Consider the following 25190-nt stretch of genomic DNA (forward strand, 5'->3'; position numbering starts at 1 on the left):
TTTAATTTGCGCGCCTGAGTTGGGTTAATTTTCGGACTTTATTCCTCGCTATCTTGCCGTAAAGACTTCGGGGGTGTTCTATGAGAAGCCGTTCATAATACATAATGGCGCCGTTGGAATCTTTCATTCCCCTTTCGCTTACTTCTCCTGCCGCCAATAAAGCTCTATCGGCTAATTCGGATTCGGGAAACAGAATTAAAAAATTGTCAAATTGACCGAGTGATTCCTTGAATCTGCCCATTATAGCGGACATTTCAGCAGCCTTGAAAAGGGCATTGTCTGAAACAGGCGAATCAGGATAATCCTCCAGCAGCGTAAGGTAAGCCTGCCTTGCTTCCGAACTGCGCCGCCGATGAGATAACAGATCCGCTTTTGCGTATAACAGCAAAGCGTTTTCTGATTCTGCATTTTTACTGTTTCTACTTGATTCAATTAAGATACTAAGTTCGAGAGCGTCGTTCATAAGAGGATCTTCAAAATTTGATTCGAAGATAAAGTCATTTAAATGATATAGCGCGCTGTCGAATTCACCTTTGTAATATTCAATCCGTGAAACTGATAATTGCGCATTAGCACGAATTTCTTTTGATACCGCGGATTCGGAAAGCTGCAAATATTCATTTTCCGCTTTTATCAGGTCGCCCCGCTCAAGGGAAATATCCGCTAATTTAAGCAGTGCAGGCTCAACGATATATAATCCTCCATGGGATTGAATGGATTTTTTAAATGAGGATTCGGCTTCGTCAAGGTTTTGCAACCGGTCAAAGTATATTCTGCCGATATTATAATATGCTTTTGCGGAAATCAGACTGTTCCCGTATATAGTGGCGACCGAATCATACAACAAAATGGATTTAGGAACACCGGGTGACTCGTTTATTTTCTGCATTTCGAATAATGGAAACAGCGGAGAGTAATTAATCTCTGAAAAGGGTGGAGCTGTTTCGCTCAGTTCGGTGAGCTCTGCAAGAAGAAAATGTACTTTAGGGTAATACTTGCCGGCGGGATGGAGAGCCATTAGTTTTCTTGAGGCGAGTATGGCTAATAGATACTGCTTATCCTCTTTTAGATTTTCGATGAAGTTCAAAAGAAGTCTGCCGTCCGAATCATTATTTTCCTCAAGCAGAATAAATTCTTCATACGCCTGACTGAAATTTCCAGTCCTGTAATGATAGTCGGCGACTAAATGCCTAAGATTTTGATTCTCAGGTCGCCTATCAAGTCCTAATTCAAGTCGGCTTAGCACTATGCTTACTGTGACAGAGTCAGTGTTAAACCGTGAAAGTCGGCGACGAACGTAATTATAGTTATTCGGGTCTGCGTCAAGAAACTTCACGAATTCGTCAGTGGCGTTTGAATAGCTCAAACGCGAACTGTAGAAATTTGCCAGATCACGTGTGACTTGAGACGGATTTTTCAAACTTTTTTGAGCGCTTTTGTATATCTTCACAGTTTCATCATAAAGTCTGTTATTGTTCATCACCAAAGCGAGGGTTTTATATACCGAATAGTTATTCGGACGAGCGGCGATTAGCCGATTCGCAAGAGTGATCGCCTTTTCCCGTTTATCCAGCTTCAAATATACATCAACAATTTCAGTTTCTATCCGCCAATTCGCGGGATTAAGCGATAACCCGCGGTTAAGAAGGGAAAGAACTTTGTCATAATCAGCTAATTTGAGATATGTATTTTTTAAAAAATTAGAGATAGCAATATTTGAAGGATAATCATTATTGAGATTTTCGAGTATTGCCACAGCTTCATCGAGTTTCCCTGCACTTTGAAGATCTCTCGCCCGCCGCAGCTGAACATCGGTTTTACCTGTCTGAGCTGATAGAGATAAGGAAAAACTCATTAATAGAAATAAATAGACCGCCAGTCTGAGAATCATTTATTTTCCTGCCCGACTTGATTGCCGCGAAGCAGATCATAATATCCTCTGATAAGCTCTTGATAATCTCTTGAATAGCCTTCGCGCATCGCATTGATGAGTTCACGGTTAAGTAACTCACCCCGTTCACCCAGGTTTTCCGGAAGCCCGAGTGGGCCCTGATGTGCCAGATCAACCGCTGATTTTGATTTTCGTTTTTTGCTCTTGTCTCTTTCTCTCATGGATTTTTGCGAGTCAAGCATACGTGATAAAATCCGCTGTTGCCTTTGGATTGTTTTTCTCGTTACTCTCCGATTCTGAAGCTCTCTGATTATCTCTTCCATTTCGCTTGCAATGCCGTCGAGTCTTCCGGGAACTTCATGCTTGCCTGCCATCTCTTTTCTCATTTTCTCCAAAGAGCGTCTTATTTGCTCCTGACGAGCGGCAAGTCTTCTCATAGCGCCGGAAATGCCGGCGCGTCCCTGCCCTTTACCCTGCATCAGATTGAGAGTTTCAGCGTTAAGCCCGCCCTGAGCGTTAGCCATCTGCTGCATTTGCTGCATATACTGCTCGAAGCCTGTTCCTGAGCCTGAAGCGGAAAGCTGAGACATCGCGCCGCGAAGGGATAATATCGTTTCATTCAATCCGCCCAGCGCATCCTTTTGCGATTTGGAACTACCCGAAACATTTCGCTGACTCAGATTCTCGACTGCCTTGGTCATTGCTCCTGAAGTTTTGCCAATGGAACGAGCCACAGAGGGACTTATTCCAAAAGTCTTATTCGACAACTCAACCAAATCTTCGACAATATTAACCAAATCACGGCGAAACGATTCCTGACGGCTTGCGATCTCGTCAAGATTCGGACTGTTACCTTTCAGATTTTTGCTTTCTAAATTGAGCTCTTCTTGAAATTTCGAGAGTTGAATCGCTTTTTGGGTGATTTTTTGAAATCCTGCCAGAACCTCTTCTAACTGTTTAGCTCGAATTTCCGCGCCGAGTGCGGAAAGTTTTTGCAGCATCTTCTTCATTTCACGGCTTGCGGATTTAGAATCATTTTTCGAAGCGGAAATGTTTTCTTCCGACATTGACCGCCGTGCGTTCTCAAGCTGCTCCGATAGTTCGCCTGACTCCATATCTTTTTGCAATTCTGCGATGGTTGATGTGGGTATTTCGGGGAATTCCTCACTGAGTTTTTCTAATTCTTTCATTACATCGGAGATTTCGCTGAGTTCTTCCGAAACGTTCTTTTCTTTCTGAGCGAGTTCTTTTAGAGAATTCTCATCGCCATTTTTAAGGGAATCTGTCTCCTTAGAAATATTTTCCTGTAGTTCGCTTAGTTTCTCCATCCGTTTGATGATCTCGTCAATTTTCTGCTCGATTTGCACACGCTTGAAAATCTCTAATGTTCTCTCAAGTTCCCTCGCAAACCGTTCCTGAGAAATTTTGAAGTCTTCTATCGCACGCGCCATATCATTCTGGTCGAGGGAGAGCGCCGCTTCCCGCATTTTTTCCATAGCCGCTAACAGCTCGGGTGATGATATATTCTGAAAAAGATTCTGCAGTTCGAGATACATCTCCAAAGTCTCCGGGGAGAGGAGATCGTTATTTTCCGCTTCATCGATAATTTCACCGAGTTTTTCTGAAATAGAAGAAAGTTTCTCTTCTAAATTTAGCTGTTTATTCAGAGTTTCTTCTATTTTTTGCTGCTTCGCCCAATCAATTTCAGGGTTTTTCTTGAGATCATCGCTTAGTTCTTTTATCGCTTCCTGTAATTCCTTTGCTTCACGGACGGTTTCTTCGGCGATTTCCTCAATGTCATTGTTGTCTTCGTCTATACGATTGAATAATTCTGCAAGAGAAGGGAATCGGGCAAAAAATAGTCGTGTTCGTCCCATCTTTGGTCCCGTAACAGCATCGTTATCAAAAGCAAAAGCGTAATATTCCACTATATCGCGTGGAGCTAAATCAATATCGGATAAATTCATCAGGTGGAAAAATTCAAGGCTGTTTCCGGAAACGGCAGGCAATGGAACATCTATCATCCGGAACAATGAGTCGGAAAAATCGGTGAATTCGTTCCTGATTCTAAGGGCGATTCCCGCCTCGTTTATGCCGAAGTCATCGTCAATACGCAGCACCATAGGGATTTGCATTGACGCATCAAGGTCAAACTGCTCGCTTTGTTCGAGCAGTGAAATTACGGGTGTTTCGTCTCGCAATGCCGTAATGCTGTAGTCAATTGGATTTAAGTTGAATATGCCCATTTGATCTTCTAAATCAATATGAAATTCGGAGTTATTGGAGATAGTAAACGATCCTTTAGCGGAACTTCCTTCGATCTTGAGCGATACTCCGCTTCCCCCTGAAAACGAAATGTCGGCAGAGTTGAGCGATTTGCTTGATATAATTGAAACCGATGCTCTTGTACCTTTAAGTGCGGTTATTTCACCTATATTGCCTTCAATAACCCGTGTTTCTATTTTTGCGTAATCAGGGTAATCGAGACGAACTCTAAGATGCTGAATAAAGGGTCTGTTAATCACATTGACGTTATACACATCGGAGGAATAATTCACCCAAGACTTAAGCACTTTAGGGTCTTCGGCGTAGAATCGGTAGCTGAAACTTTCTGCTACTGCGGGAATTTCAAATTGGAACTGATTATTTTCTCCGGCTTTAATCGAATATGATTTAACGCCGAATTTATCTTCTATTTCGATATACATTTCAGATGGAATCAGTGTTCCTGAGGCAGTAGCAGCCAATTGAAGAGTGTCCCCTTTAATAACCTCCAAATCTCCCGGCAACACACTGACTTCGAATGGAAGTACCGGAATAAAACTTTTATTTGGCAATGTGAGCCTTAGAGCCGCTTCGCTCAGCCGCTGCGGCGACAACCAAAAAAACATTCCGATAATCAATGATACAACCATTAAAGCTCTTGCGAGTTTATTCTGAACGGCTTTCTCTATGGAGTTATTCACGTATACTTCTGAAAGCGAATTCTCAACTCTGTTAATTGATTCGTTAACAAGCTCCTTCGAGTATCCGTCTTCATCGGTCAAGCTCATCAGCTGTAACGCATTCAGAAGGTTGTCTTTGATTTGCGGATTATCCGTTCCGATTTTTCTGGCTATATCTTCATCAGAACTGCCCGCAAATTTCCCCTCTTTTGTCTGTTTAAGAATCCTGAATATCACTGCCATCGAAAAAAGTAGTCCGAGAACGAAACTTGTCATAATAGTCCATCTGATCAAGTTTCCGAACCAGAATACGCCCTCAAGGAAGAGGAGGAGAAAACCTGATATGAAAAGCAGGTTTAAAAAAACTAATGTCAATAAACGCAGACGGTTACCCGCTAAATCAGTTCTAAATTCGCTTATTTTCAGTGATATGGCGCTATTTCCGTTCATCGTCTTAATGTGTTAATGCCCATATAATAACATTCGTTCCCATTCTTAAAGCTGCGTCGCGACGTTCCTCGGAGTCACCGTGAACCGAGGCATCTTCCCAGCCGTCTCCAAGGTCACTTTCGTAACTATAGAATAGTACGAGTCTTCCTTCGTGAAAGATTCCGAAAGCCTGCGCGGGTTTATTATCATGCTCATGAATTTTAGGTAATCCGTTTTGAAAATTGTAATGTATCCGAAAGATTCCATGAGATTTCGGAAGTTCAACTAAATCTTTGTCAGGGAATATTTTCTTTATCTCCCTGCGGAAGGACCTGTCCATACCGTAATTGTCATCTGCAAATAGAAATCCGCCGGAGGTGAGATAGTCCCGTAATCTCGCCGATTCGGATTTTGTAAACCTGATGTTTCCGTGACCTGTCATATAAAGAACAGGATATCGGAACAAGTTTTCATTCTCCACCTTGACTCTTACCTCTCTAAAATCTGTTCTCAAAGTTGTATTGGCGTCAATAAACCGCAGTAAGTTCGGAAGGCTGCTTGGGTCGGAATACCAATCACCACCCCCGCCGTATTGCAATCGAGCGATAGTGAACAGTCCGGGTTTTGAGCCGTTAACGATTACCGCTGATAGATTAAAATAGAGAAGATAAGCCAGTGAAATTGTGAGGAATCTTTTCATATTCTAAAAGTAATAAAACCCTACTGTGACGACCATTGCAAGGGCAGTTATTGTTTTCATCGTTTTTCCGCCGACTGCGCCGACGAATGCTCCGATGCCTGCAAGCAACGAACGGTCGAATTCGCGGGAAAGGAAATATTCACCAAGAAATGCTCCGATGAACGCGCCGAGAAAGGCTCCTAATAGAGTGCCGATTACCGGAAAAATCATTGTTCCCCAAATGGCGCCGATCAATCCGCCTGCAATTGCGCCGAATATAGACAACTTTGAACCGCCGAACCGCTTTGCCATATAACCCGATAACGTGGCTTCAAGGATTTCCATCAGGACTGCGAGAACGAATAGAAAAACTATCAACGCCGAATTAAAGCCCTCGAAATCGGTCAGAACATCAAAAATCAAGACAGATACCGCAATAATGAATGTGCCGGGTAACCCGAGAGGAGTAACCGCCACACCCGCAATCAACACGATCCAGAACAGAATCCCAAATAAAATGTTCAATAGTGAACCTAATATTATTCTACACAATTGTCAGTTCAAGTTATCCGATTGGGCAGATTAAATCAAGACCGGCAGGATAAAAGTTGTATATTTTATGTTAAATGCTGATATTACTAAGGATAGGTCGAATAATTAGGGTCAAAGAACAAACAGTGAATCAACGTATTTCCTATATTTTACTCGCTTTAGTTGCTTTTACATTAATTTCGTATTCGTCGGCGAAAGCTCAATTTTTCGGGTTTAAGCGGCACACCTACCAAACACCGTTCACTCTGACGGTGTTTGACTTGAAAGTGGGAGTGGAGAATTTCAACTATTCCAACCCGGTTGGAGTAAGCGGTTCCAGATTGGCTTCTGTATATACGCTCGATTTCGCGAAATTTAATTTTATGAGATATATCTGGAAGCAGAGTATGGTTGATATGCTCACCGGGTTTTCCATCAGCTACATAACGTCATTAGGCTTTAGTGATCTTTCATCTGCGTTTCCTCAACCGACTGTTGATTTCAAGGGAACAGCTGCGCTCTCTCCGAGAGTGGTGGAATTCAACATTAACGAGACATTTAATTATACATTGGGCACCCGGATGATTCTTTACGGTCAGATTTCTTACGGGTTCGCCAACGCTGATATGTATCGCAGTAGAGAAGGTTCTTCGTATTTGAAAGGCTCCGCCAATCCGCTTGGTATCGGATTCGGGGCGCAGCTGTTGCTCAGAAGCCATGAATCGTCCCGGGTAGGCTTGGGATTTGAATTCAAATTCACTGATTTAAGGGTAAAAGACCTTGAAGACCCGGAAGGTATTGCTCGATTCACCGAGTTAGATCTTTCACATTATGGCGTTGCTGTTACACTTGCAATGATATTCGGAGGTAGAAAGTCAGTTGGGGATGATGCTGAAAAGCTATATAAAAGCGGAAGGTTTATAGATTCGAGGAGTAAATATACCGAATTTTTGAGGCTCCACCCAAGTCATCCGAGAGCAGAACGGGCTCGGCGACAGATTACCGAAGCGGACAAGCACATTCCATCCGAGCTTTACGATAAAGCGACTGATTCACAAAGAGATAAAAATTTCGATGGAGCGCTCCGGTTATACGACAGAATAGATGTGCTGAATCAAAGAGATTTTGATTTAGCCCGAAAGGTATCTACACGAAAGAAAGAAATTGCGCAAAATTATTTTGAAATGGGATTAAAGGCGCATGCCGAATGGGATTTCAGTAATTCGGAGAGATGGTTCCTTAGAGCGGAGTTTATAGACAGTAGTCTGTCCGACGCGGCAGGAATCGCTATATCTGAAATGCTGCTGACTAAGTCCAAACTCTTAATTGAAGAGGAAAAAGTACGGGTTGCGGAGGCGATACTGATCAGGGTTATAGAGATGAATCCGGCTCTGAGCCGGGAAGTCGAGATAGCCTACAGCAAGATAGCGAGGATAGCATTTCTGGAAGGAGTAGAGGCGCTCAATAGAAACTCCTACATTTACGCCAAAGAATCGTTCGAGCGAGCGGGAAAATATAACCGTGAAATGCGAAAAAAAGCGGACCTCCAAATCGCTTTCGTGGAAGAAGCAATCGCCAAGGAGAAAATCAGCGCGGGAAAAATACGGCATGCTGAAATAATGGCTCAAAATAAAAGACATCTTACCGACAGGCTAATTGCCGGCGTAGATAAAGAGAGAGTATTACGGCTGTGGGGAATGCCTTCATACAAATACTATGTAACCGACGGGCCAACGAATTATGAGCTATGGGTATATCAGTCCGCCAGAAATCAATACTACTATATTTACTTTGCAGAGAACAGGCTGCACAGCTGGGAGATAGCGGAGTTTTAACTATTCAGACTATTCGGTAACTCTTGAGACTCTTTACCAATTCCTCTATAACTACCTTGAAGATGCTCGTGAGTGGAATAGCAAAAATCAATCCGGTTACGCCGAGTAAACTGCCTCCGATGAGGACAGCTATCATTACTACAAGCGGATGAAGGTTGACGGCATTGGAAACAACGATCGGTGTAATGAATATATTATCGATCAGCTGAACAACAGCAAATAAAAGAGCTATCCAGAGGATGATTGCTAAACCGGCAGGGTGGCTTGTCATCAGGGCGACTATAATTGCCACAGTGGCTCCAATGATCGGCCCCATATAAGGTATCATATTGGTAAGCCCTGCAATAATTCCTACTATATAGAAATAGGGAATCCCGAGGATAGCTAATCCGATTGAACTAAGAATGGCCACTATAAGTCCGTCGAGAAGGACGCCCCTGATATAGCTTCCAAGCTGGTTTTCAATCCTGTAAACCATAACGAGAGACATCTCGAAGAACCTGTTAGGTACCATCCCGATGAGATTCTTTTTTATAATCCGTTGGTCTTTTAGAAAGAAGAACGTCATGAACAGGACTATCAGCGTCGATGTAAAAACAGAAACAAGACTGAACACAATTCCGATTCCTTTTTGCAGCGATGTGGAGAGATAGCTCCCGAGTTTGCTCGTAATCATTTTTGCGTCCAGCATGGGAAAGCGGGATTCTATAAATTCACTCATGTTCTGAAAAACTTTATCAGGTCCCTGTGTCGCAATGGTAGCGCTTAGCGACTCCGCCTCCGCTCTGATTGGAGGTATGATCAAATTAAATACAAGTCCTACCACGAGGAATCCTATTAGAAAAACTATGATTATAGATAATGCTCGGGGTATTCCTTTGCTCTCGAAGTTATTGACAAGAGGTACGAGAAGCGAATAAAGCAGGAGAGAAATCAAGAAAAGAATTATAATATCTTCCAAACGGGGAAGGAAATAAAATAAGGCGGCAATGCTGCCTAAAGTGACAATCAATCGGGTAGTGTATTTTAAAGCTGATTGCTGTTCCGCTACTTGTGGTATCATTTACTTGAATCGCTGTTATTTTCCAATGAGGCTACTATCTCACGAAGTTGCTGAGCATTGGCGTTCGAATGCCTGAGACGTTCACTGACAACCCTGGCAAGATTAACAATTATTTTGATAGCAAGCTTCGGTCGGCGTTCCACAAGTTCATAAAGGTCTGTTCGATAAAAACCGAGGATGCTTGATTCCTCTAAGCTGATTGCTGTCGCTGTGCGCGGCGATTCGTCCAGAAGCGCTATTTCCCCGAAAAAATCACCGTCCTCAAGAGTTGCGAGCGTTTCCTCGGTAGCGCCGCCATGATTTTTTATGATAGAAACCGAACCGTCCATAATGATATACATACCGCCGCCGGGGTCCTTTTCCCGGAAAATATCTTCGTTTAAGCTGTACTGACGCTTATGAATAAGCTTTTCAACCGCCGCAATTTCTTTTTTGGAAAGTGATTCAAAAATGGGAACTTTTCGAATCGCACTGGCTGCCTCGGATTCGCCTTTTCCGAGATTAAAAATGTTACTCCAAACCGAATCATTATTCATTCTGTTTAAACCTCCAATAATGAAGATATTATAATAGTTAGCGGGGATTTTTATGTCAAGCGAAATAGGAATGACACGAATCATCTTTAATTCAATTGAATATCATCGATTGTTAAATTAACTTTAATTTCAATGATCTCAGTGATGAAAAGAATGTTAAAAGTTTACTCTGTCTTAATTATAGCATACGCTTTATTAATCGCGGATCCATTGTATTCCCAATCATCCAATAATATTGAAGATAAGATCTATGACAGGGGAGAGGAATTGGAAGATCTGAGAACTACGATAAATGACCTGAAACAAGAGCTGAGACAAAAAAAATCCACCGAAATAAACGTGTTGCATCAACTTGGTAATCTCGGGAAGAAGCTCGATTACACTAATCGTCTGATAGCAAGACTTGGGCAGGAGATCCAAATCAGAAACAGAGGTGTGACCGAATCGAGAATGGCGGTGAATGCATCAAAAAATCACATTGTTAAACTGAAAAAAAGATTCGCCAAGCGTGCCGTGAAAATGTATAAGACAGGAACTTACAGCGACTTTGAATTGTTATTGACATCAGCCAGTGTCAGCCAGTTTTTCTATCGGCTGAAATATATGAAAATCATCAACGACTATGACAGGAAATTGTATTCTTCAATCGGTGCGGCTATTAAAAATTTAAATGAAAAAGAGAATTTTTTATTAAGGGAGATTAGCGAACGAGAAAAAATTATTGACGAAAATGAGAATGAAAAGCGAAATCTGTCCAAAAACAGAAAAGACAGGCGGAAGTTGCTGAAAAGAGTTCGGAAAGATAAGGGAGCGTTGACGCAACTTGTACGGGAAAAGGAAATTGCCGCGAAACAGGTGGAAGCAATTATTACCGCTTTGGAAGATGAACGAAAGCGGTTAATAGAGCTTGCCCGGTTACGTAAAGTACCTATCGAAGAGCTCACATTTGATGCGGAATTCGCGAGTCACAAGGGGAAATTAATCTGGCCGATAGTCGGAAGAGTAATCGCAAAATTCGGCAGAAGAAGACATCCGCAGCTGAAGACTATTACCCAGAATTCAGGAATAGACATAGCGGGAAAAGACGGTGCGGAGGTTGTATCGGTTCTCAGAGGAAGAATTACGAGTATTACATGGATTAGGGGTTTCGGAAATACGCTTATCATTGACCACGGAGCCGGCTATTATTCAGTTTACACTCATCTCGGAGAGATTTATGTTATTCCGAACGAAATAGTGGCAGCCGGTCAAAAAATCGCCACGCTGAGTGATTCCGGTTTAGAAGACGTTGTAATTCTGCATTTTGAAATCTGGCATAACCGCGAAAAGCAGAATCCTGCGTTATGGCTAAGGAAACCGCTATAATTTTGGATATTAACGCTCACATTTCCCGGAATAAGTCTTTAAAACTTCTCGCTCAAGCATTGCGAAAAGACCGGTTGGCGCATGCCATATTACTTTCAGGAGTTCCGGGCTCGGGTAAAGAAGCCGTCGCTTTGGAAATGGCGAAGATTTTGAATTGTACCGAAGAAGAATATACGGCATGCGGAAAATGTTCTGCTTGCAGGCGAATAGCTTCGTTTGAACATCCCAACTTCCAATTTATATATCCGCTGCCCGGCGGGTCAAAAGACAAAGATAATCCTGCGGCAAGCCTGAAGGACGAAATCCTTGAAATTATTCAATCGGAATTAAGTAAAAAGGCATCAAATCCATATTACAGAATTGAAATTCCCGGCGCAAATTTCGTGCGGATTGATAGCATACGTTACTTAAAGAATAACAGTTATTTAAAAAGCGCCGAACAGGGTAAGCGGGTTATATTGGTTTCACGGGCGGAGAAAATGAATGACGAAGCAGCTAACGCTTTCCTGAAGTTATTAGAAGAACCGCCTGACGATACTTATATTTTTCTCACATCGTCTAAGCCGGACCTGATGGTATCCACCATTCGTTCGCGATGTCAGGAGGTTAAGCTTAAAAGATTGGCAAAAAGCGAAGTAGAAGAAATTCTGGTCTCCGACACACTGTCCCGCGAAGAGGCGGCAGCTTATGCGAAATCCGTAAATTGGGATATCGGGAGTGCGCTTAGACTTATTGACGAAGGTGAGTTTGAGAATCGTATGTCGCTGGCAAATGAGATTGTTACCGTGATAACATCGGGAAAAGCGCTTGATATTTCCGGAATGAACAGGAAAATGGCCATTGTGGCTAAAGAGGGAAAAGAAAAAATAGCAGCTGTTTTTCATCTTGCGCTTAGCTGCCTATTAGAAAAGAAAATCAATGATATTCAACGGATTACGGAGCTGAAAGTCGCTGAATGCTTTGATAAAGCAATTGATTTGGTCGGTCGAAATATTTATATTCCGATGATTTTTTCCTCGTTGGTGTTCGAAACGCGGAATATATTAAAGGGTAAAAAAATCGGGGGCGAGGGATATAAAGTAGTTGGATAATGTTGTAATACTAAAATTTAAAGGCTCTCGAAGAGAATTCTATCAAAATTATCTTGATCTGCCATTCGGTATCGGGGATTATGCCGTCGTTGAAACGGCTAACGGTGAAAATATGGGACTGATTACTCAGAGAAATCTGACCGTGGATAGCGAAAGCATAAAAAAAGAGCGAAAAATCCTTAGAAAAGCCAATTCTGCTGATATTCAGGCATTATTTGATAATGAAATAAAAGAGAAGGAAGCGTATCAGGTTGGAATAGAAAAAGCTTCCAAGCTCGGACTTGATATGAAGATAACCGATGTGGAAATGCAAATCGACAGGAAGAAACTCACCTTTTATTTTACCGCCAAAGAGAGAGTTGATTTCAGACAGTTGGTAAAAGAGCTTGCAAGCAAATACAAGACTCGGATAGACTTACGGCAGATAGGACCTCGGGATGAAGCGAAACGTCACGACGGCTGTGGAGTGTGCGGCATAAGACTTTGCTGCTCCTCATGGATGTCGGATTTCGAGCCTATAAATACGCAAATGGCTAAAGAGCAAGCGCTGCCTATAAATCCGTCCCGGCTTGCGGGTGTATGCGGCAGACTGAAATGCTGCTTGAGATTCGAGCATGATTTTTATAATGACGCCTTAAATTATTTCCCTAAGGTCGGTACAAAGTTGAAGACAAAAGATGGGGTAGCAGAGGTGGCGAAAATTGATATATTCAGCGAAGTTGTTTACGTGCGATATCCGACTCAGGAATGGGCTGCCCTTAAACTTGCTGAATTCAATACAAAATTCAGCGATTTGAGTGTTAACTGAACTGATGGGGGAATTCAAAAGAACTTTAGTCACAGCTGCTCTTCCATACGCCAACGGACCGCTTCACATCGGGCAAATAGCAGGAGCCTATCTCCCTGCGGATATCTTTGTCAGATACAGCCGATTAGTCGGGACAGACATAATATTCATGTGCGGTACTGATGAATACGGTGTGCCTATAACCATTACAGCGGAAAAAACAGGAAAGACCCCTCAGGAAGTTGTGGATTATTATTATGCGGTCATAAAAGATAGTTTTGAAAAATTCGGTATCAGTTTCGATAATTTTTCCCGCACATCGGCTCCGATACATACGGAAACAGCGCAGGATTTTTTCCTGAAGATTTTAGAGCAGGATTACCTCGTAAAACGCGATTCGGAACAGTGGTTCGACACTGATAAAAAGATGTTTTTACCTGACCGGTACGTCACGGGGACGTGCCCTCAATGCGGAAATGAAGACGCAAAGGGCGACCAATGCGAAGTATGCGGTAAATGGTATGAGTCGGTTGATCTTATAAATCCGGTGAGCCAGCTAAGCGGCGAGACACCGGTGTTGAAAAAAACCACCCACTGGTATATGCGATTTGATAAATTTCAGGATAAACTTTCCGAATTTCTTGATTCCCGAAGTCATTGGAAAGCAAATGTCCTGAATTATTGCAGGGGATGGTTGGAAGAAGGACTTGAAGAACGAGCGGTGACCAGAGATTTGGATTGGGGAGTTCCTGTTCCACTTGATGGCGCAAAGGGAAAGAAAATATACGTTTGGTTCGAGGCGGTTTTAGGCTATATCTCGGCGACAAAAGAATGGGCTATACAACAGGGAAAACCGGATTTGTGGGAAGAATATTGGAAAAGTAACGATACCCGCCTGATTCACTTTATTGGAAAAGATAATATATATTTTCACGCTCTTATGTTTCCCGCTATGCTTATGGGATATGAGGGATTTGTTCTTCAGGACAACGTTCCCGCTAATGAATTTCTGAACCTCAAGGGACGAAAATTATCTACCAGCAAAAATTATGCAGTTTGGCTGCATGAATATCTCGAAAATTTTGAGCCTGACCCACTCCGGTATGTCCTGGCTGCCAACGCGCCCGAAGGGAAAGATGCCGATTTTTCATGGTCGGATTTTCAATCAAAGAATAATAATGAATTGGCGGATATATTCGGCAATTTTGTTCATCGGACGATAACGTTTGCCCATAAATATTTTGATGGTAAAGTGCCTGCCGCATCAGAGCTTACTGAAATTGACAGCAAACTTTTGAAGAGAATAGAAGAGTCGGCGATATTGGTGGGAGACGCATATAGCCGATTTAAAGTAAAAGAAGCTCTCCGAAAATTGATGGATTTAGCGAAGGAATGTAATAAATATTTTAATGAAAATGAACCATGGCTGACGCGCAAAAGCGATATTAAAAAGTGCGCGACTACGATTAATATCTCTCTTCAGGCGGTAAAAACTCTCGCTGTGCTGGCTGCGCCGATTCTTCCGACTACATCCGATAAAATACGGCAAATGCTGAAGATTCCGGAAGAATTCAAATGGAGTGATGCCGGTGTAGCTGATTTGAAGGAAGGGGATGAACTTGGAGAAGCTGTTGTTCTGTTCACAAAATTCGATGATGAAATAATTGAAGCAGAGGAGTTGAAATTGAGCGGTAAAGACGTTCCTGAAGAACAAAATAAAATTAGTATTGAAACACTGAAGAGTTTAGGATTGAAGATTGCCACAATCATTGAAGCAGAAAAAATACCCGATACGGACAGGCTTCTGAAGCTGAAAATATCCTTAGGCGAAGAAGAGAGGCAGATAGTGGCCGGTATTGGTGAACAATACGGCACGGAAGATCTGATCGGAAAGAAAATCGTGGTGGTTTCTAACCTTAAAGCGACAAAAATTAAAGGTGTCGAATCCGACGGAATGCTGCTTGCTGCCGAATCAGAGTCGGGCCTCGTTCTGCTAACTGTCAAAGATGAGGTCCCGAACGGCTCACCGATAAACTAACTCCGAGAACGGCTCTATTGCTGCTTGTTGATTCACATATACATCTCGATTCAAAAGTTTATTCCGAAGACTTGCCTCTACTGATTTTCAATGCTAATGCTTCGGGAGTTGATGTTATGATTACTCCCGGTACATCAATTGAATCAAGCAAAAATTGCGTTAAAATCGCAACTGAATATGACAGTGTTTATTCCGCGGTTGGAGTACATCCGCATAATGCGGACAATGCCGAAGACGAATTTATTGTTTCACTGAAAGAACTGGCTAAAGATAAAACTGTCGTCGCAATAGGTGAAATAGGGTTGGATTTTAACAAGAATTATTCAAGTCTCGAAGCACAATCGAAAATTTTTAAGGCTCAGATAAAACTTGCGCAGGAACTCGATCTGCCGATGATAATCCATAACAGGGATTCGGATGAATTGATGGAGGAAATCCTGCTGTCAGCAGGTTATTTTAAGGGTGTGATTCACTGCTATACCGGAGGACCGGAATTCGCAAAAAAACTGGTTGAGATGGGATTTCAGATCGGCTTTACGGGGATAGCCACCTTCGGGAGCAAGGAAATAGAAAAGGTAATAAAATGGATGCCGTTGGATCGAATTTTAGTGGAAACAGACGGACCTTATATGACGCCCGTGCCGCATCGAGGAAAACGAAATGAGCCGTCTTACGTAAGGTATGTAGCAGAAAAAATCGCCGAGCTGAAAGAAATCTCCTTTGAAGAATTGGCTGATATGACCACAAAAAATTGTTTAGACCTGTTTGAGCGAATTAATGTCGCCTCGTAACCAAGGATTTCGTCATAAGAAACGTTTGGGTCAAAACTTTATGATGGACAGGAATGTGGCCGCTAAAATAGTAGATGCCTCGGAAATTGGCGAGAATGATGTAGTGCTTGAGATTGGTCCCGGAATGGGGAGCCTTACAAAGGAGTTATTGAGTGTCGCCAAAAATGTGACAGCGGTAGAAATAGACGAGCGATTAGTTGAAAATTTGAAAGTGGATTTTGAGGATAATGATAACTTTAAAATCGTTCATAAAGATTTTTTGGAATTTGATATTTCCGGTTTCGCCGCTGCAACGGGAAGAAAAATAAAAATTGTCGGTAATATCCCTTATAATATTACGAGTCAAATTCTTATTCATACCTTTGATCATTTCAGCGCTGTCAGCAGCCTCACGGTGACGATGCAGAAGGAGGTAGCCGACAGAATTCTGAGTAATGCCGGAAGCAAGAATTATGGAATACTTTCGGTATATGCAGCGTTGTTTTCTCATCCAAAGAAGCTGTTCAACGTTTCACGCGGCGTATTCAATCCTAAGCCGAAAGTTGAATCGTCGGCGGTTATGTTCAAAATCAAAAATAGACTGCCTGACGATTTATTAGACTTAGATTTGTTTAAAAAAGTCGTTCGCAAGACATTCGGCAAAAGGCGTAAAATGCTTAGAAACAGCCTCAAAGAAATTGGCGAGTGCACAGAATTTCTTGCGGAAAATGGATTTGATCTCCGGAGACGTCCTGAATCCCTTGATGTAGAGGAGTTTATTGAACTTTCCAATGCTATTCATAGGTGGCAAAAGAGCGATAGCGATTCCTAAGTTTATAATTATAGACGGTAAAGAAGGCGGAGATAATCAACTCTGCCTTTTACATTCATTCAAATAAATCTTATTAAATTGATTACAAATGATTTGACTTGGATAGGTGATAATTCTAAATTGATGTTCGTCTTTTTTTCGGACGTGCAAAATTAAATAATGAAGAAAACTTTTGAAATAAATATTGGAGTGATTGTCGCTGGCGGCGTTTTAATACTGTTTTCACTTCTTTTTTATTTTTTACTGATGACCGGTATTCAGCTTCCAAATGATGATGAAGAGTATTACCTCCTGACAATTCCTATGGGAGCGAGTTTGGGTCAGGTGGCAGACAGCCTGTTATCTTTAGGAGTTACCGATTCTCGAAGAGAAGTTACAACGGCGGGTAGAATGCTTGGCGCTGATAAACTCATTAAAGCCGGTAGATATAAACTCAAGGCAGGCTCAAGGCTTTATGAAATATTTAATCTGATAACTTCGGGCGATGTGGAGCCTATCGTAGTGACTCTTTTAGAGGGCTGGAGCGCCAGAAGGATTGCCGAAGAACTGGCTGATAAACTCGATATAAATAAAACGCTATTTAAAAACCATCTGTCGGACTCTGCATATATAAGGAGTCTTGGTATGGATGTTCCTCATTTAGAGGGCTATCTGTACCCCGACACATATCATTTCAGTTTTGGTATGAACGAAAAATCGATGATACAATGGATGGTGACTCTCTTCTTTGAAAAATTCGGTGAGGCGGAAAAAAAGAGAGCAGAAGAACTTTCTATGTCAGTAAGAGAAATTATCACTCTTGCTTCAATTATTGAAGGCGAGGTAGTTCAGGATGAAGAAAGACCGATAGTATCATCTGTATATCATAACAGACTTAACAACGGTATGCGGCTTCAGGCGGATCCGACTATACAATATATATTAACTGACGGCCCCCGAAGGTTGTCAAGAAAAGATCTCTTTATCAAATCACCTTATAATACTTACAGGCACAGCGGACTTCCGCCCGGACCGATAGGTAATCCCGGTTTTCCGTCAATACAAGCGGCTCTCTGGCCGGCAGAAACTGACTTTATTTATTTTGTAGCAACAGGTGACGGTTATCATACGTTTTCCAATACGCTGGAAGAACATAATATAGCGAAACAAAAATTACGGAAATTGAGACAAGAATATGATAGACAGCAGTTGGAGAACACAAAGTGAGCGGGTTAAATCTCCAAGAACTGTTAAATCCGGAACAATTGGCAGCCGCCACAACGGTGGACGGCCCGATACTGATATTGGCCGGCGCCGGGAGCGGCAAAACGAGAGTTATAACTCATAGGATTGCCTACCTTATTAAGGAGGCGGGCGTAAGTCCTGAAAATATTCTGGCTGTAACTTTCACGAATAAAGCAGCGGAGGAAATGCGTGAAAGGATGAAAAAGATTTTAGGCGCGAAAGCGGCGAAAGTGCAGCTAAGCACGTTTCATTCGACCTGCGCAAGGCTACTCAGACAGGAATGTGAGTTATTGGGTATGCCGCGTAATTTCAGCATTTATGACAGCTCGGACCAGATTTCGGTCATCAAAGAGGTAATGGAAGACTTGGGAATCGAGTCCGGCGATTATAAACCAAAGCAATTCAGGTCGGCTATCAGCCGTTCAAAGAACAATATGCTGACTCCGAGAGACTTGATGGAAAAGGGAGGTTACTTTAACGAATTAACCGCAGAAGTACTCTCCGCGTACAATGTAATTTTAAAGAGATCGTCTGCGCTCGACTTTGATGATCTGTTACTCAAACCGTTAGAGTTATTCAGAAACAATGAGGAACTGAAAACAAAATACAGAGATAGATACAAATATCTTCTCGTTGACGAGTTTCAGGACACGAACAGGGCGCAATTCGAGCTGCTGCTCTATCTCACAGGAGAAGATAAAAACCTGTGCGTGGTCGGAGATGACGATCAGTCAATCTATGGATGGAGAGGCGCCGACATCTCCAATATATTGAATTTCGAGAAACACTTTCCTGATACCAAAGTATTTAAATTAGAACAGAATTACCGCTCTACTAAGCACATACTCGGAGCCGCTTCCAGCGTTGTTAAAAACAACAAGAAGAGAAAAAAGAAGAAGCTGTGGACAGATTCCGCTGAGGGTAAAGTGGTGACCTTTATTAAAACTTCTGACGACAGGAGTGAAGCAGCCCAGATTCAGGCGTATATACAGGAAGAAATTTTTAACGAAAAGAGAACTTTCAAAGATTTTGCCATACTTTACAGAACTAACGCTCAAAGCAGGGTTTTGGAGGAAGCGCTTCGGTTGGAAGGAATTGCCTACGTTATAGTCGGCGGTGTGAAATTCTATGATCGTAAAGAAGTCAAAGACCTGTTGAGCTATCTCAGGCTGATTTCTAATCCGAACGATTCGGCAAGTTTGAAGAGAGTTATTAATTATCCTCCCCGTGGCTTAGGTGCGGTGACTTTAAGAAAAATCAAGGAGTTCGCCCTCAGCAACAAACTGTTGTTCTGGGAGGCTTTAGAACGTTTAGATGAGATAGAAATCGGGACGAAACAGAAAAAAAGCTTGACCGGATTTAGAAAACTGATCGAAAAATATACCGAATTAAAAAAGGAACTTCCCCTTGAGGAACTTGTAAGAGTGTTAGATGAGGAGCTTGGGATAAGAAAATTGCTGAAACAGGAAGGCACGGAAGAATCGCTGCAGCGGGAAGCAAATATCAGGGAACTCTTTAACAGCATTTCCGAATTTTGCGAACAGAACCCGGGAACCGATCTTGACGGTTTTTTAGAAAATGTAGCGCTCGTATCCGATATTGACAGTTTAGATTCGGCGCAGAATGCAGTTAAGCTAATGACTCTTCACTCTTCAAAAGGATTGGAATTTCCTGTAATATTTATTGCAGGCTGCGAAGACGGACTTCTTCCCCTTATTCGTGAAGCCGATATAAATGGCGAGAGCGAAAATATCGAAGAGGAACGAAGACTGTTTTACGTAGGAATGACGCGGGCTAAAGAGAAGCTTTATCTTACAAGCGCAGCAGTTCGTCGAACATACGGAAATTTCACTCCGTCCAAAGAATCACCCTTTTTGTCTGAAATTGATGAAAAAAATATTGAAACTGTTCAGCCTGAGTATAGAATTAATCAATTAAAAGCCGCCTCTGTTTCAAGAGCGAGAAAGCCGTATCGTTCCAAGAAAGGAACAGCTGATTCAAAATATAAAATTGTAGCCGGAAATATAGTATCGCATAAACTTTTCGGCAAAGGGAAGGTTTTGGAGGTAACTCCCGATCATGGCGACCTGAAACTCGTCGTGGATTTCGGCGAAGTAGGCACCAAGAATTTACTCGCCGGTTATGCCAAGTTAGAGGTTATTTCATAGCGGAGGCATATTTGAATCGATTCAACTGTTCTCTTATCTTGCTCCTTCTGTTCCTCAATTTCGGGCCTCTTTATTCCCAAACTGATGATAATGAAAAGTTTATTTTCGCTTCCAAACTGTATGAAGATAAACTCTATGATGTTGCCGCTTCCCAGCTGAACGAGTTTTTGGAGAGCTATCCTGATTCCCCGCTTAGAATGAATGCGCTGAGTTTATTAGGAAATTCATATTACAGCCTTGAAAATTTCAGTGACGCCCGGAGAATATATTTTCAGATAGAAGAGGAGTATCACGGTACTCCCGAATCGGAAGAGGCTTTCAAGCGTGCCGCTCTCTCAAGTGAGCAGCTGGGAGACTTTATTCCTGCGGCTGTTACGTTTAAGAAATTCACTGCCTATTATCCCAAGAGTAAGTTTGTCGAGTCGGCATATCTTGCAAGCGGATTCAACTATCTGAAAGGGGGGATGGATGACCTGACCTTGTCAATACTTCAGGAACTCCTCACTCTTAACCCGGAAAGTGAAAACTCTCTGGTCGCCTTGACCGTCCGCGCGACCGTCTATGAAAATAAAGATAGGTATGTTGAGGCTTTGAGTGAGCTTGAGCTCGCAGTAAAGCATACGCATTCGAAAAAACATCTATCTCTCATATTGCATTCGAAAGGGAGAATACAAACTAAATTATCGGATTATAAGGGAGCGGCAAAAACTCTCCAACGTCTCGCCAAACTATCAAGAGATGATGAAGAAGTTCAGAAGGGTTTATTGCTGCTGGGAGACCTGGAATTATCAGGAAGAAATTATAATTCCGCGTATAAAAGATATAAATCCGTTGAGGAATTGACCGGAAGAGAACTGAAAAATGAGGCGTTATTGCGGATGGGCGATGCTAAAACGCTTTCGGAAAATTATGATGAAGCCTTAAAAGAATATCGGAAAATAGACGTGCGATCGTTATCGGAAAATGAAAAGACTTTATTGGATTTTAGATTCGGTTATGCGTCCGAACAAGCGGGAAAGCCTTTAGAGGCGCTGAATTATTATGATAAGGTGCTGCGGCAGGGCTCCGCCGATGATATGAAGTTGAACGAAGAAACACTGAAAAGGCTGGTTGACTTGTCGTTGGAGCTAAAAGACACTCGAGCGGCGCTGAACTATTCTGTCGGCTATCTGAGAAATAATCCTGCCGGAAATGAACGGACATATTTTGCGTTCCGCGCAGGAGAGCTATATCAGCAGCTCGGCGAATATGAATCCGCTGTCACCTATTACAAACTCGTGACTGAAAAATCCGTGAAGAATCCTATGTCCGACGATGCTTCTTTCGGTCTGGCAAAAAGCTATTTCGAGCTCGGATTGATCGAAGAATCGTTGCAAGAACTCGAACGGTTAGCGGCTTTCTTTCCGGGAAGCAGCAGCGGGAAAAATGCTGAAGTCTTATCAACGCACATCGAAGAGCAGATTAGGAAAGAAAGCGAAATTGGTTTTGAGCGGCTCGCCGGGCTGATGGGTGACCTGATAAGCGGTAAGCCGCGCGAGGGTCTTCAGATGGAGCTGGCTTCGATTTATTACGAAGAGATGAAAGATTTCGAGAGGGCGGAGAGGATGCTGAAAAATATATTAAAATCCGCCGCCTCAGATTCTGTTAAGGCCACGGCTCTGTTTATGCTTGGAGATATAAACCTTAAACTTGCCGCTAAAGCAAGCATCGAACAAGATAAGGAAATGGAGAAGTTTTATCATCAGCAGGCTCGATTCGTATTGACAGATCTTTCGCAGAAGTATCCGTTTTATGATAATATTTCTTCCGTTGCGTATTTTCTGGCAACGCTGGTTGACGGCACAGATGCGGAAAAGCTCAGCTCAATGCGGTCGTTTCTGAAAAGATATCCTAAATCAGAATTTATCGGAAAAGCGCTTTTTAAAATTGGAAATTATCAAATGTCTGCCGGCAATTTGAGAAACGCGCGTAAAACGTTTGAGAGGATTCTAAAAGAATTTCCGATGGGTCCCGAATCAGAAAAAGCCTCTATGCGGATAGCGACAATCAGCGCCCGCGAGAATTCGGGAGAGAGGGAAAGACTGGACCTCTCTTATTACCTCAGGCGGTATCCGGGGGGAGCGGATATTGTGAGAGCGAAATACCTGATGGGAAATTCTCTGTTTGAATCGGGAAAGCAGGCAGAGGCGATGAAGCAGTACTCGGATATTATAGAAAATCATTATTACTCTGAATACGTTGACAGCGTTAGCTCAAAACGGGGTATGGTCTATTACAACGCGGGCAAATACGAACTTGCGCTGGAGAATTTTATCTCCGGCGGCGGCGAGCGGTCATGGTTTTCCAATCTGGTGCTGCCTTATAATATTCCGGTGGTGGGAGAGGAATTATATTATGCGGGTTCTTCATCGGAAAAGTTAGGCGATACGCGGATGGCGAAGTCATTCTACAGACGGTATCTCCAATGGAGCGGAGGCGGGGATAATTCCGCTATCGCCGCGCAAGCTCTGATATCTATCTATGAGTCTGAAAACGATCCTCAGAAGATTAAGCCGCTGCTGAAATCTCTGATCAAGAAAAAATGGAAAGCTGATGTCGCGTCAGGTTTTCATGCAAAATTAGCGGATCTGTACTTTGACGCTAAAGATTATCCCCTTGCGCGGAGCGAATATGAAATCGCTAAAAGTCTTCTGCCGGCTGCCAAGAACAAGGAATTCACTCTGAAAATTCTTACCTGCTACTTCCGTGAGGGAAAGATAACCGATGCGGAACGGGTGGAGGCTCGGTTTAAAAACCGTCATCTGAACACGGCGACAAATGATGAGCGCGCGCTGCTTCTGTATGAAAGAGGGATGTATCTCAAGAATAAGAAAAAGAACGCCGCCGCAAAGCGGCACTTCAAGGAAATAACGAAGAACTTTCCCGAAAGCCGATATGGAGCGTCATCCGAATTCGAGCTCGGTCTTTTAGAAATATTAGATGATAAAAAACAGGATGCTTTAATTCGATTAAGCGAGATAGCCGATAACTATCCGGAAAGCGACCTGCTTCCCGAAGTTTATCTTGCTATCGGTAAAATATTTCAGTCGGCGCAGCAGTATAACGACGCTATAGAATATTATAAAAAAACCATCGATCATCCCGAATCAGCTGATTCGAGGGAGAAAGCGTATTCAGGCTTGATAAGAAGTTACGAAGAAGCGGGACTGCTCGAGCCCGCGCTCAGCACAGCGGTTATGTTTTCGGAGAAATATCCATATTCAGAGAACATATTCAATGTGAAGATGAAAATCGGCAGCCTGCTGATGAATATCGGCGACTACGAGCGCGCTGTGGAACATTGGGAGGCGCTGCTTCCGTATGCCGACTCCGAATCGTCCGCGGAAATTCTCTTCTGGCTGGGAGAGAGCTATTTTAACACGGGCGATTACTCACGGGCTATAGCGGAATACCTGAAGGTCTCTTATCTGGGGAAACCGACAAAACTCGACTGGGGCGCGTCCGCCTGGTGGAAAGCGGGTAACGCCTACGAAGAATTAGGCGATTATGAAAAATCGGCTATCCTTTATCGGAAGATAATAAGTGAAAAAGGAACGCAAAGTAGTTTCGGAAAGTTCGCGCAACAGCGAATAGATTCTCTCCTGCAATCAGGAAAAATTTCGGAGGGGTAGGGGTGAGGAGAGAAGAGAAGGATGTGTAGTATTTATATCACGATCCTCAAATAATAATGCTGATCTAAGCAGTAAAGAACCTAATTTATGGAGTAAGTTTAATTCCTCATCTTTATTATTAGTCTCGGTAGCCTTCACTATAAGATTATATAGTTCTTTATAAAACTCAAACTGCAAATCCCATTTTTTTCTTTCCTTATAGATATCATGTTCTTTATTAAGTAATTCAATATTAGCTTTCAATCCTTCTTCTACTTGTTTTGATATGTTTTTTTCATTTGCTTTGGTTTGTAATTTGACTCCAACAAATGCGAATATACCCACAAGTAATGAGCTCAAAAATGAAGCGATAATTGTAGAATCCATATTTACCTCAGGTTTAGAATTTTAATTGAGGCAATCTCCGTGTTCATTGCCTCAATATTTAATTATCATTACTAAATATCAAGCCCAAGTTCTTCTCTCATTAGTTTTAGAGATTTGCCTGTGAGTCTGCCCATATTTCCGTGGAAATTATCTATTGAATCTCCTTCTAGTGCCTTATCGATTATATTTGTTAATTCAGGTAACATTTCATCAAGTGAGTTGCCTCCAAGAGTTAGTGGATTAGATGGCCGTCAACGGTAAGTTCCTATTGTTGATTTAAATATTTTTCCCAATTAAAAATCTAATCCGGTTAACAAGCTGATCTTTTAAATCTTCAATCGTTTCCCAGACAATATGATTATACTGTCGAGTATCAAAATGTAATTTTTTTGTCTCCCCTTTTTTGCATGTCCAAATTACTGGAATATCTAATCCTAACGCAAATCCACTTTCAAAATATACTCCGTGTTTCTGTCCGGAAAAGTCGGCGATTATAAACTTGCTCTCCTTTATCTCAGCAAGAATTTTATCATCAATTTTGTCATTATGTTGTTCGCGGTCAATTCTATATGATCTATACCCTGTACTTTCTATCGCTGGTGCGATACCGTCTTCATATAACTGATCATATTTTTCATCAAAATTCATTGCCACAAAAACCTTTTCAGAGTTAATTCTAGGCAAACTCATCTCATGGACTCTATTCCATCCCTTTACTGTTAATAATACTCTATCACTTTGAGTATCCTTATTTATAAAGTCAGATTCACGTAAATGTCTGTCGTAGTATCCATATTCTCTTTTATTGGCCGCATATGCGAGCGGATAAGCGTTATCCACATCTATTTTAATATTATGACCGGGGAAATTTGACAATCTTGAAAAATTTAACAACAACCTATCAATTTTCTCAGAAACATTTATCGGAGAGTATGTAATCACAAGATCTTCAATATTTTGCGTGGTAAT

The 25190-nt window shown here is 42.2% G+C and carries 18 protein-coding genes; 10 read left to right on the forward strand and 8 right to left on the reverse strand.

The window, feature by feature from the left end:
- Window position 1: 1 nt before the first annotated feature.
- The 4 genes from IIB39_07355 to IIB39_07370 are packed head-to-tail and all read right to left on the reverse strand — an operon-like array spanning window position 2 to window position 6469.
- Window positions 2-1891, reverse strand: coding sequence for a tetratricopeptide repeat protein (locus IIB39_07355; GenBank protein ID MCH8928513.1), 1890 nt, complete (start codon window positions 1889-1891; stop codon window positions 2-4).
- Window positions 1888-5286 carry a hypothetical protein gene (locus IIB39_07360; protein MCH8928514.1) on the reverse strand — a complete coding sequence of 1133 codons (3399 nt, stop codon included), beginning with the start codon at window positions 5284-5286 and terminating at the stop codon, window positions 1888-1890. Before IIB39_07360 ends, IIB39_07355 begins: the two co-directional genes overlap by 4 nt.
- 4 nt (window positions 5287-5290) lie before the next feature.
- Window positions 5291-5965 (reverse strand): DUF4159 domain-containing protein, encoded by a 675-nt coding sequence (locus IIB39_07365; protein ID MCH8928515.1) that lies wholly within the window; start codon window positions 5963-5965, stop codon window positions 5291-5293.
- Between the two features lie 3 nt (window positions 5966-5968).
- On the reverse strand, window positions 5969-6469 hold the full coding sequence (locus IIB39_07370) for a DUF456 domain-containing protein (GenBank protein ID MCH8928516.1): 501 nt from the start codon (window positions 6467-6469) through the stop codon (window positions 5969-5971).
- 101 nt (window positions 6470-6570) lie between these two features.
- Here IIB39_07370 and IIB39_07375 point away from each other — a divergent pair, with 101 nt between their 5' ends.
- Complete coding sequence (locus IIB39_07375) at window positions 6571-8310, forward strand: hypothetical protein (GenBank protein ID MCH8928517.1); 1740 nt, start codon at window positions 6571-6573, stop codon at window positions 8308-8310.
- Window positions 8311-8314: 4 nt separating this feature from the next.
- Here the strand turns inward: IIB39_07375 and IIB39_07380 are convergent, their stop codons facing one another.
- Window positions 8315-9373 (reverse strand): AI-2E family transporter, encoded by a 1059-nt coding sequence (locus tag IIB39_07380; protein MCH8928518.1) that lies wholly within the window; start codon window positions 9371-9373, stop codon window positions 8315-8317.
- Window positions 9370-9909: a cyclic nucleotide-binding domain-containing protein gene (locus IIB39_07385; GenBank protein MCH8928519.1), complete on the reverse strand. Its 540-nt coding sequence runs from the start codon at window positions 9907-9909 to the stop codon at window positions 9370-9372. Before IIB39_07385 ends, IIB39_07380 begins: the two co-directional genes overlap by 4 nt.
- A gap of 144 nt (window positions 9910-10053) precedes the next feature.
- Between IIB39_07385 and IIB39_07390 the strand changes: the two genes are divergently transcribed.
- The 9 genes from IIB39_07390 (at window position 10054) to IIB39_07430 (ending at window position 23855) form a co-directional block, all read left to right on the forward strand.
- Window positions 10054-11274, forward strand: a complete 1221-nt coding sequence (locus tag IIB39_07390; GenBank protein ID MCH8928520.1) for a peptidoglycan DD-metalloendopeptidase family protein — start codon at window positions 10054-10056, stop codon at window positions 11272-11274.
- The gene (locus IIB39_07395; protein MCH8928521.1) at window positions 11253-12365 is read left to right on the forward strand and encodes a hypothetical protein; all 1113 of its coding nucleotides are present in this window, start codon (window positions 11253-11255) and stop codon (window positions 12363-12365) included. The genes IIB39_07390 and IIB39_07395 overlap by 22 nt, the downstream gene beginning before the upstream one ends.
- Complete coding sequence (locus tag IIB39_07400; protein MCH8928522.1) at window positions 12358-13173, forward strand: hypothetical protein; 816 nt, start codon at window positions 12358-12360, stop codon at window positions 13171-13173. The genes IIB39_07395 and IIB39_07400 overlap by 8 nt, the downstream gene beginning before the upstream one ends.
- A gap of 4 nt (window positions 13174-13177) precedes the next feature.
- A complete protein-coding gene (gene metG, locus IIB39_07405; protein MCH8928523.1) occupies window positions 13178-15190 on the forward strand; it encodes a methionine--tRNA ligase in 2013 nt (670 codons plus the stop codon).
- 20 nt (window positions 15191-15210) lie between these two features.
- Window positions 15211-15981, forward strand: a complete 771-nt coding sequence (locus IIB39_07410; protein MCH8928524.1) for a TatD family hydrolase — start codon at window positions 15211-15213, stop codon at window positions 15979-15981.
- A complete protein-coding gene (gene rsmA, locus IIB39_07415; protein MCH8928525.1) occupies window positions 15968-16792 on the forward strand; it encodes a ribosomal RNA small subunit methyltransferase A in 825 nt (274 codons plus the stop codon). The genes IIB39_07410 and rsmA overlap by 14 nt, the downstream gene beginning before the upstream one ends.
- Window positions 16793-16951: 159 nt before the next feature.
- The gene (gene mltG / locus IIB39_07420; protein ID MCH8928526.1) at window positions 16952-17998 is read left to right on the forward strand and encodes an endolytic transglycosylase MltG; all 1047 of its coding nucleotides are present in this window, start codon (window positions 16952-16954) and stop codon (window positions 17996-17998) included.
- A complete protein-coding gene (locus IIB39_07425; GenBank protein MCH8928527.1) occupies window positions 17995-20184 on the forward strand; it encodes a UvrD-helicase domain-containing protein in 2190 nt (729 codons plus the stop codon). Before mltG ends, IIB39_07425 begins: the two co-directional genes overlap by 4 nt.
- Before the next feature lie 11 nt (window positions 20185-20195).
- On the forward strand, window positions 20196-23855 hold the full coding sequence (locus IIB39_07430) for a tetratricopeptide repeat protein (GenBank protein ID MCH8928528.1): 3660 nt from the start codon (window positions 20196-20198) through the stop codon (window positions 23853-23855).
- On the opposite strand, the gene IIB39_07435 is transcribed toward IIB39_07430, so the two are convergent.
- Both IIB39_07435 and IIB39_07440 read right to left on the reverse strand, forming a co-directional pair.
- Window positions 23832-24221 carry a hypothetical protein gene (locus IIB39_07435; protein MCH8928529.1) on the reverse strand — a complete coding sequence of 130 codons (390 nt, stop codon included), beginning with the start codon at window positions 24219-24221 and terminating at the stop codon, window positions 23832-23834. The two genes, IIB39_07430 and IIB39_07435, sit on opposite strands and share 24 nt — an antisense overlap.
- Before the next feature lie 276 nt (window positions 24222-24497).
- Window positions 24498-25190, reverse strand: a 693-nt coding sequence (locus tag IIB39_07440; protein MCH8928530.1) for a hypothetical protein, incomplete at its 5' end; no start/stop codon positions are given.

It is taken from the genome of Candidatus Neomarinimicrobiota bacterium (assembly GCA_022573815.1).
In the GTDB taxonomy this organism is placed as follows: domain Bacteria; phylum Fidelibacterota; class SORT01; order SORT01; family SORT01; genus JACZTG01.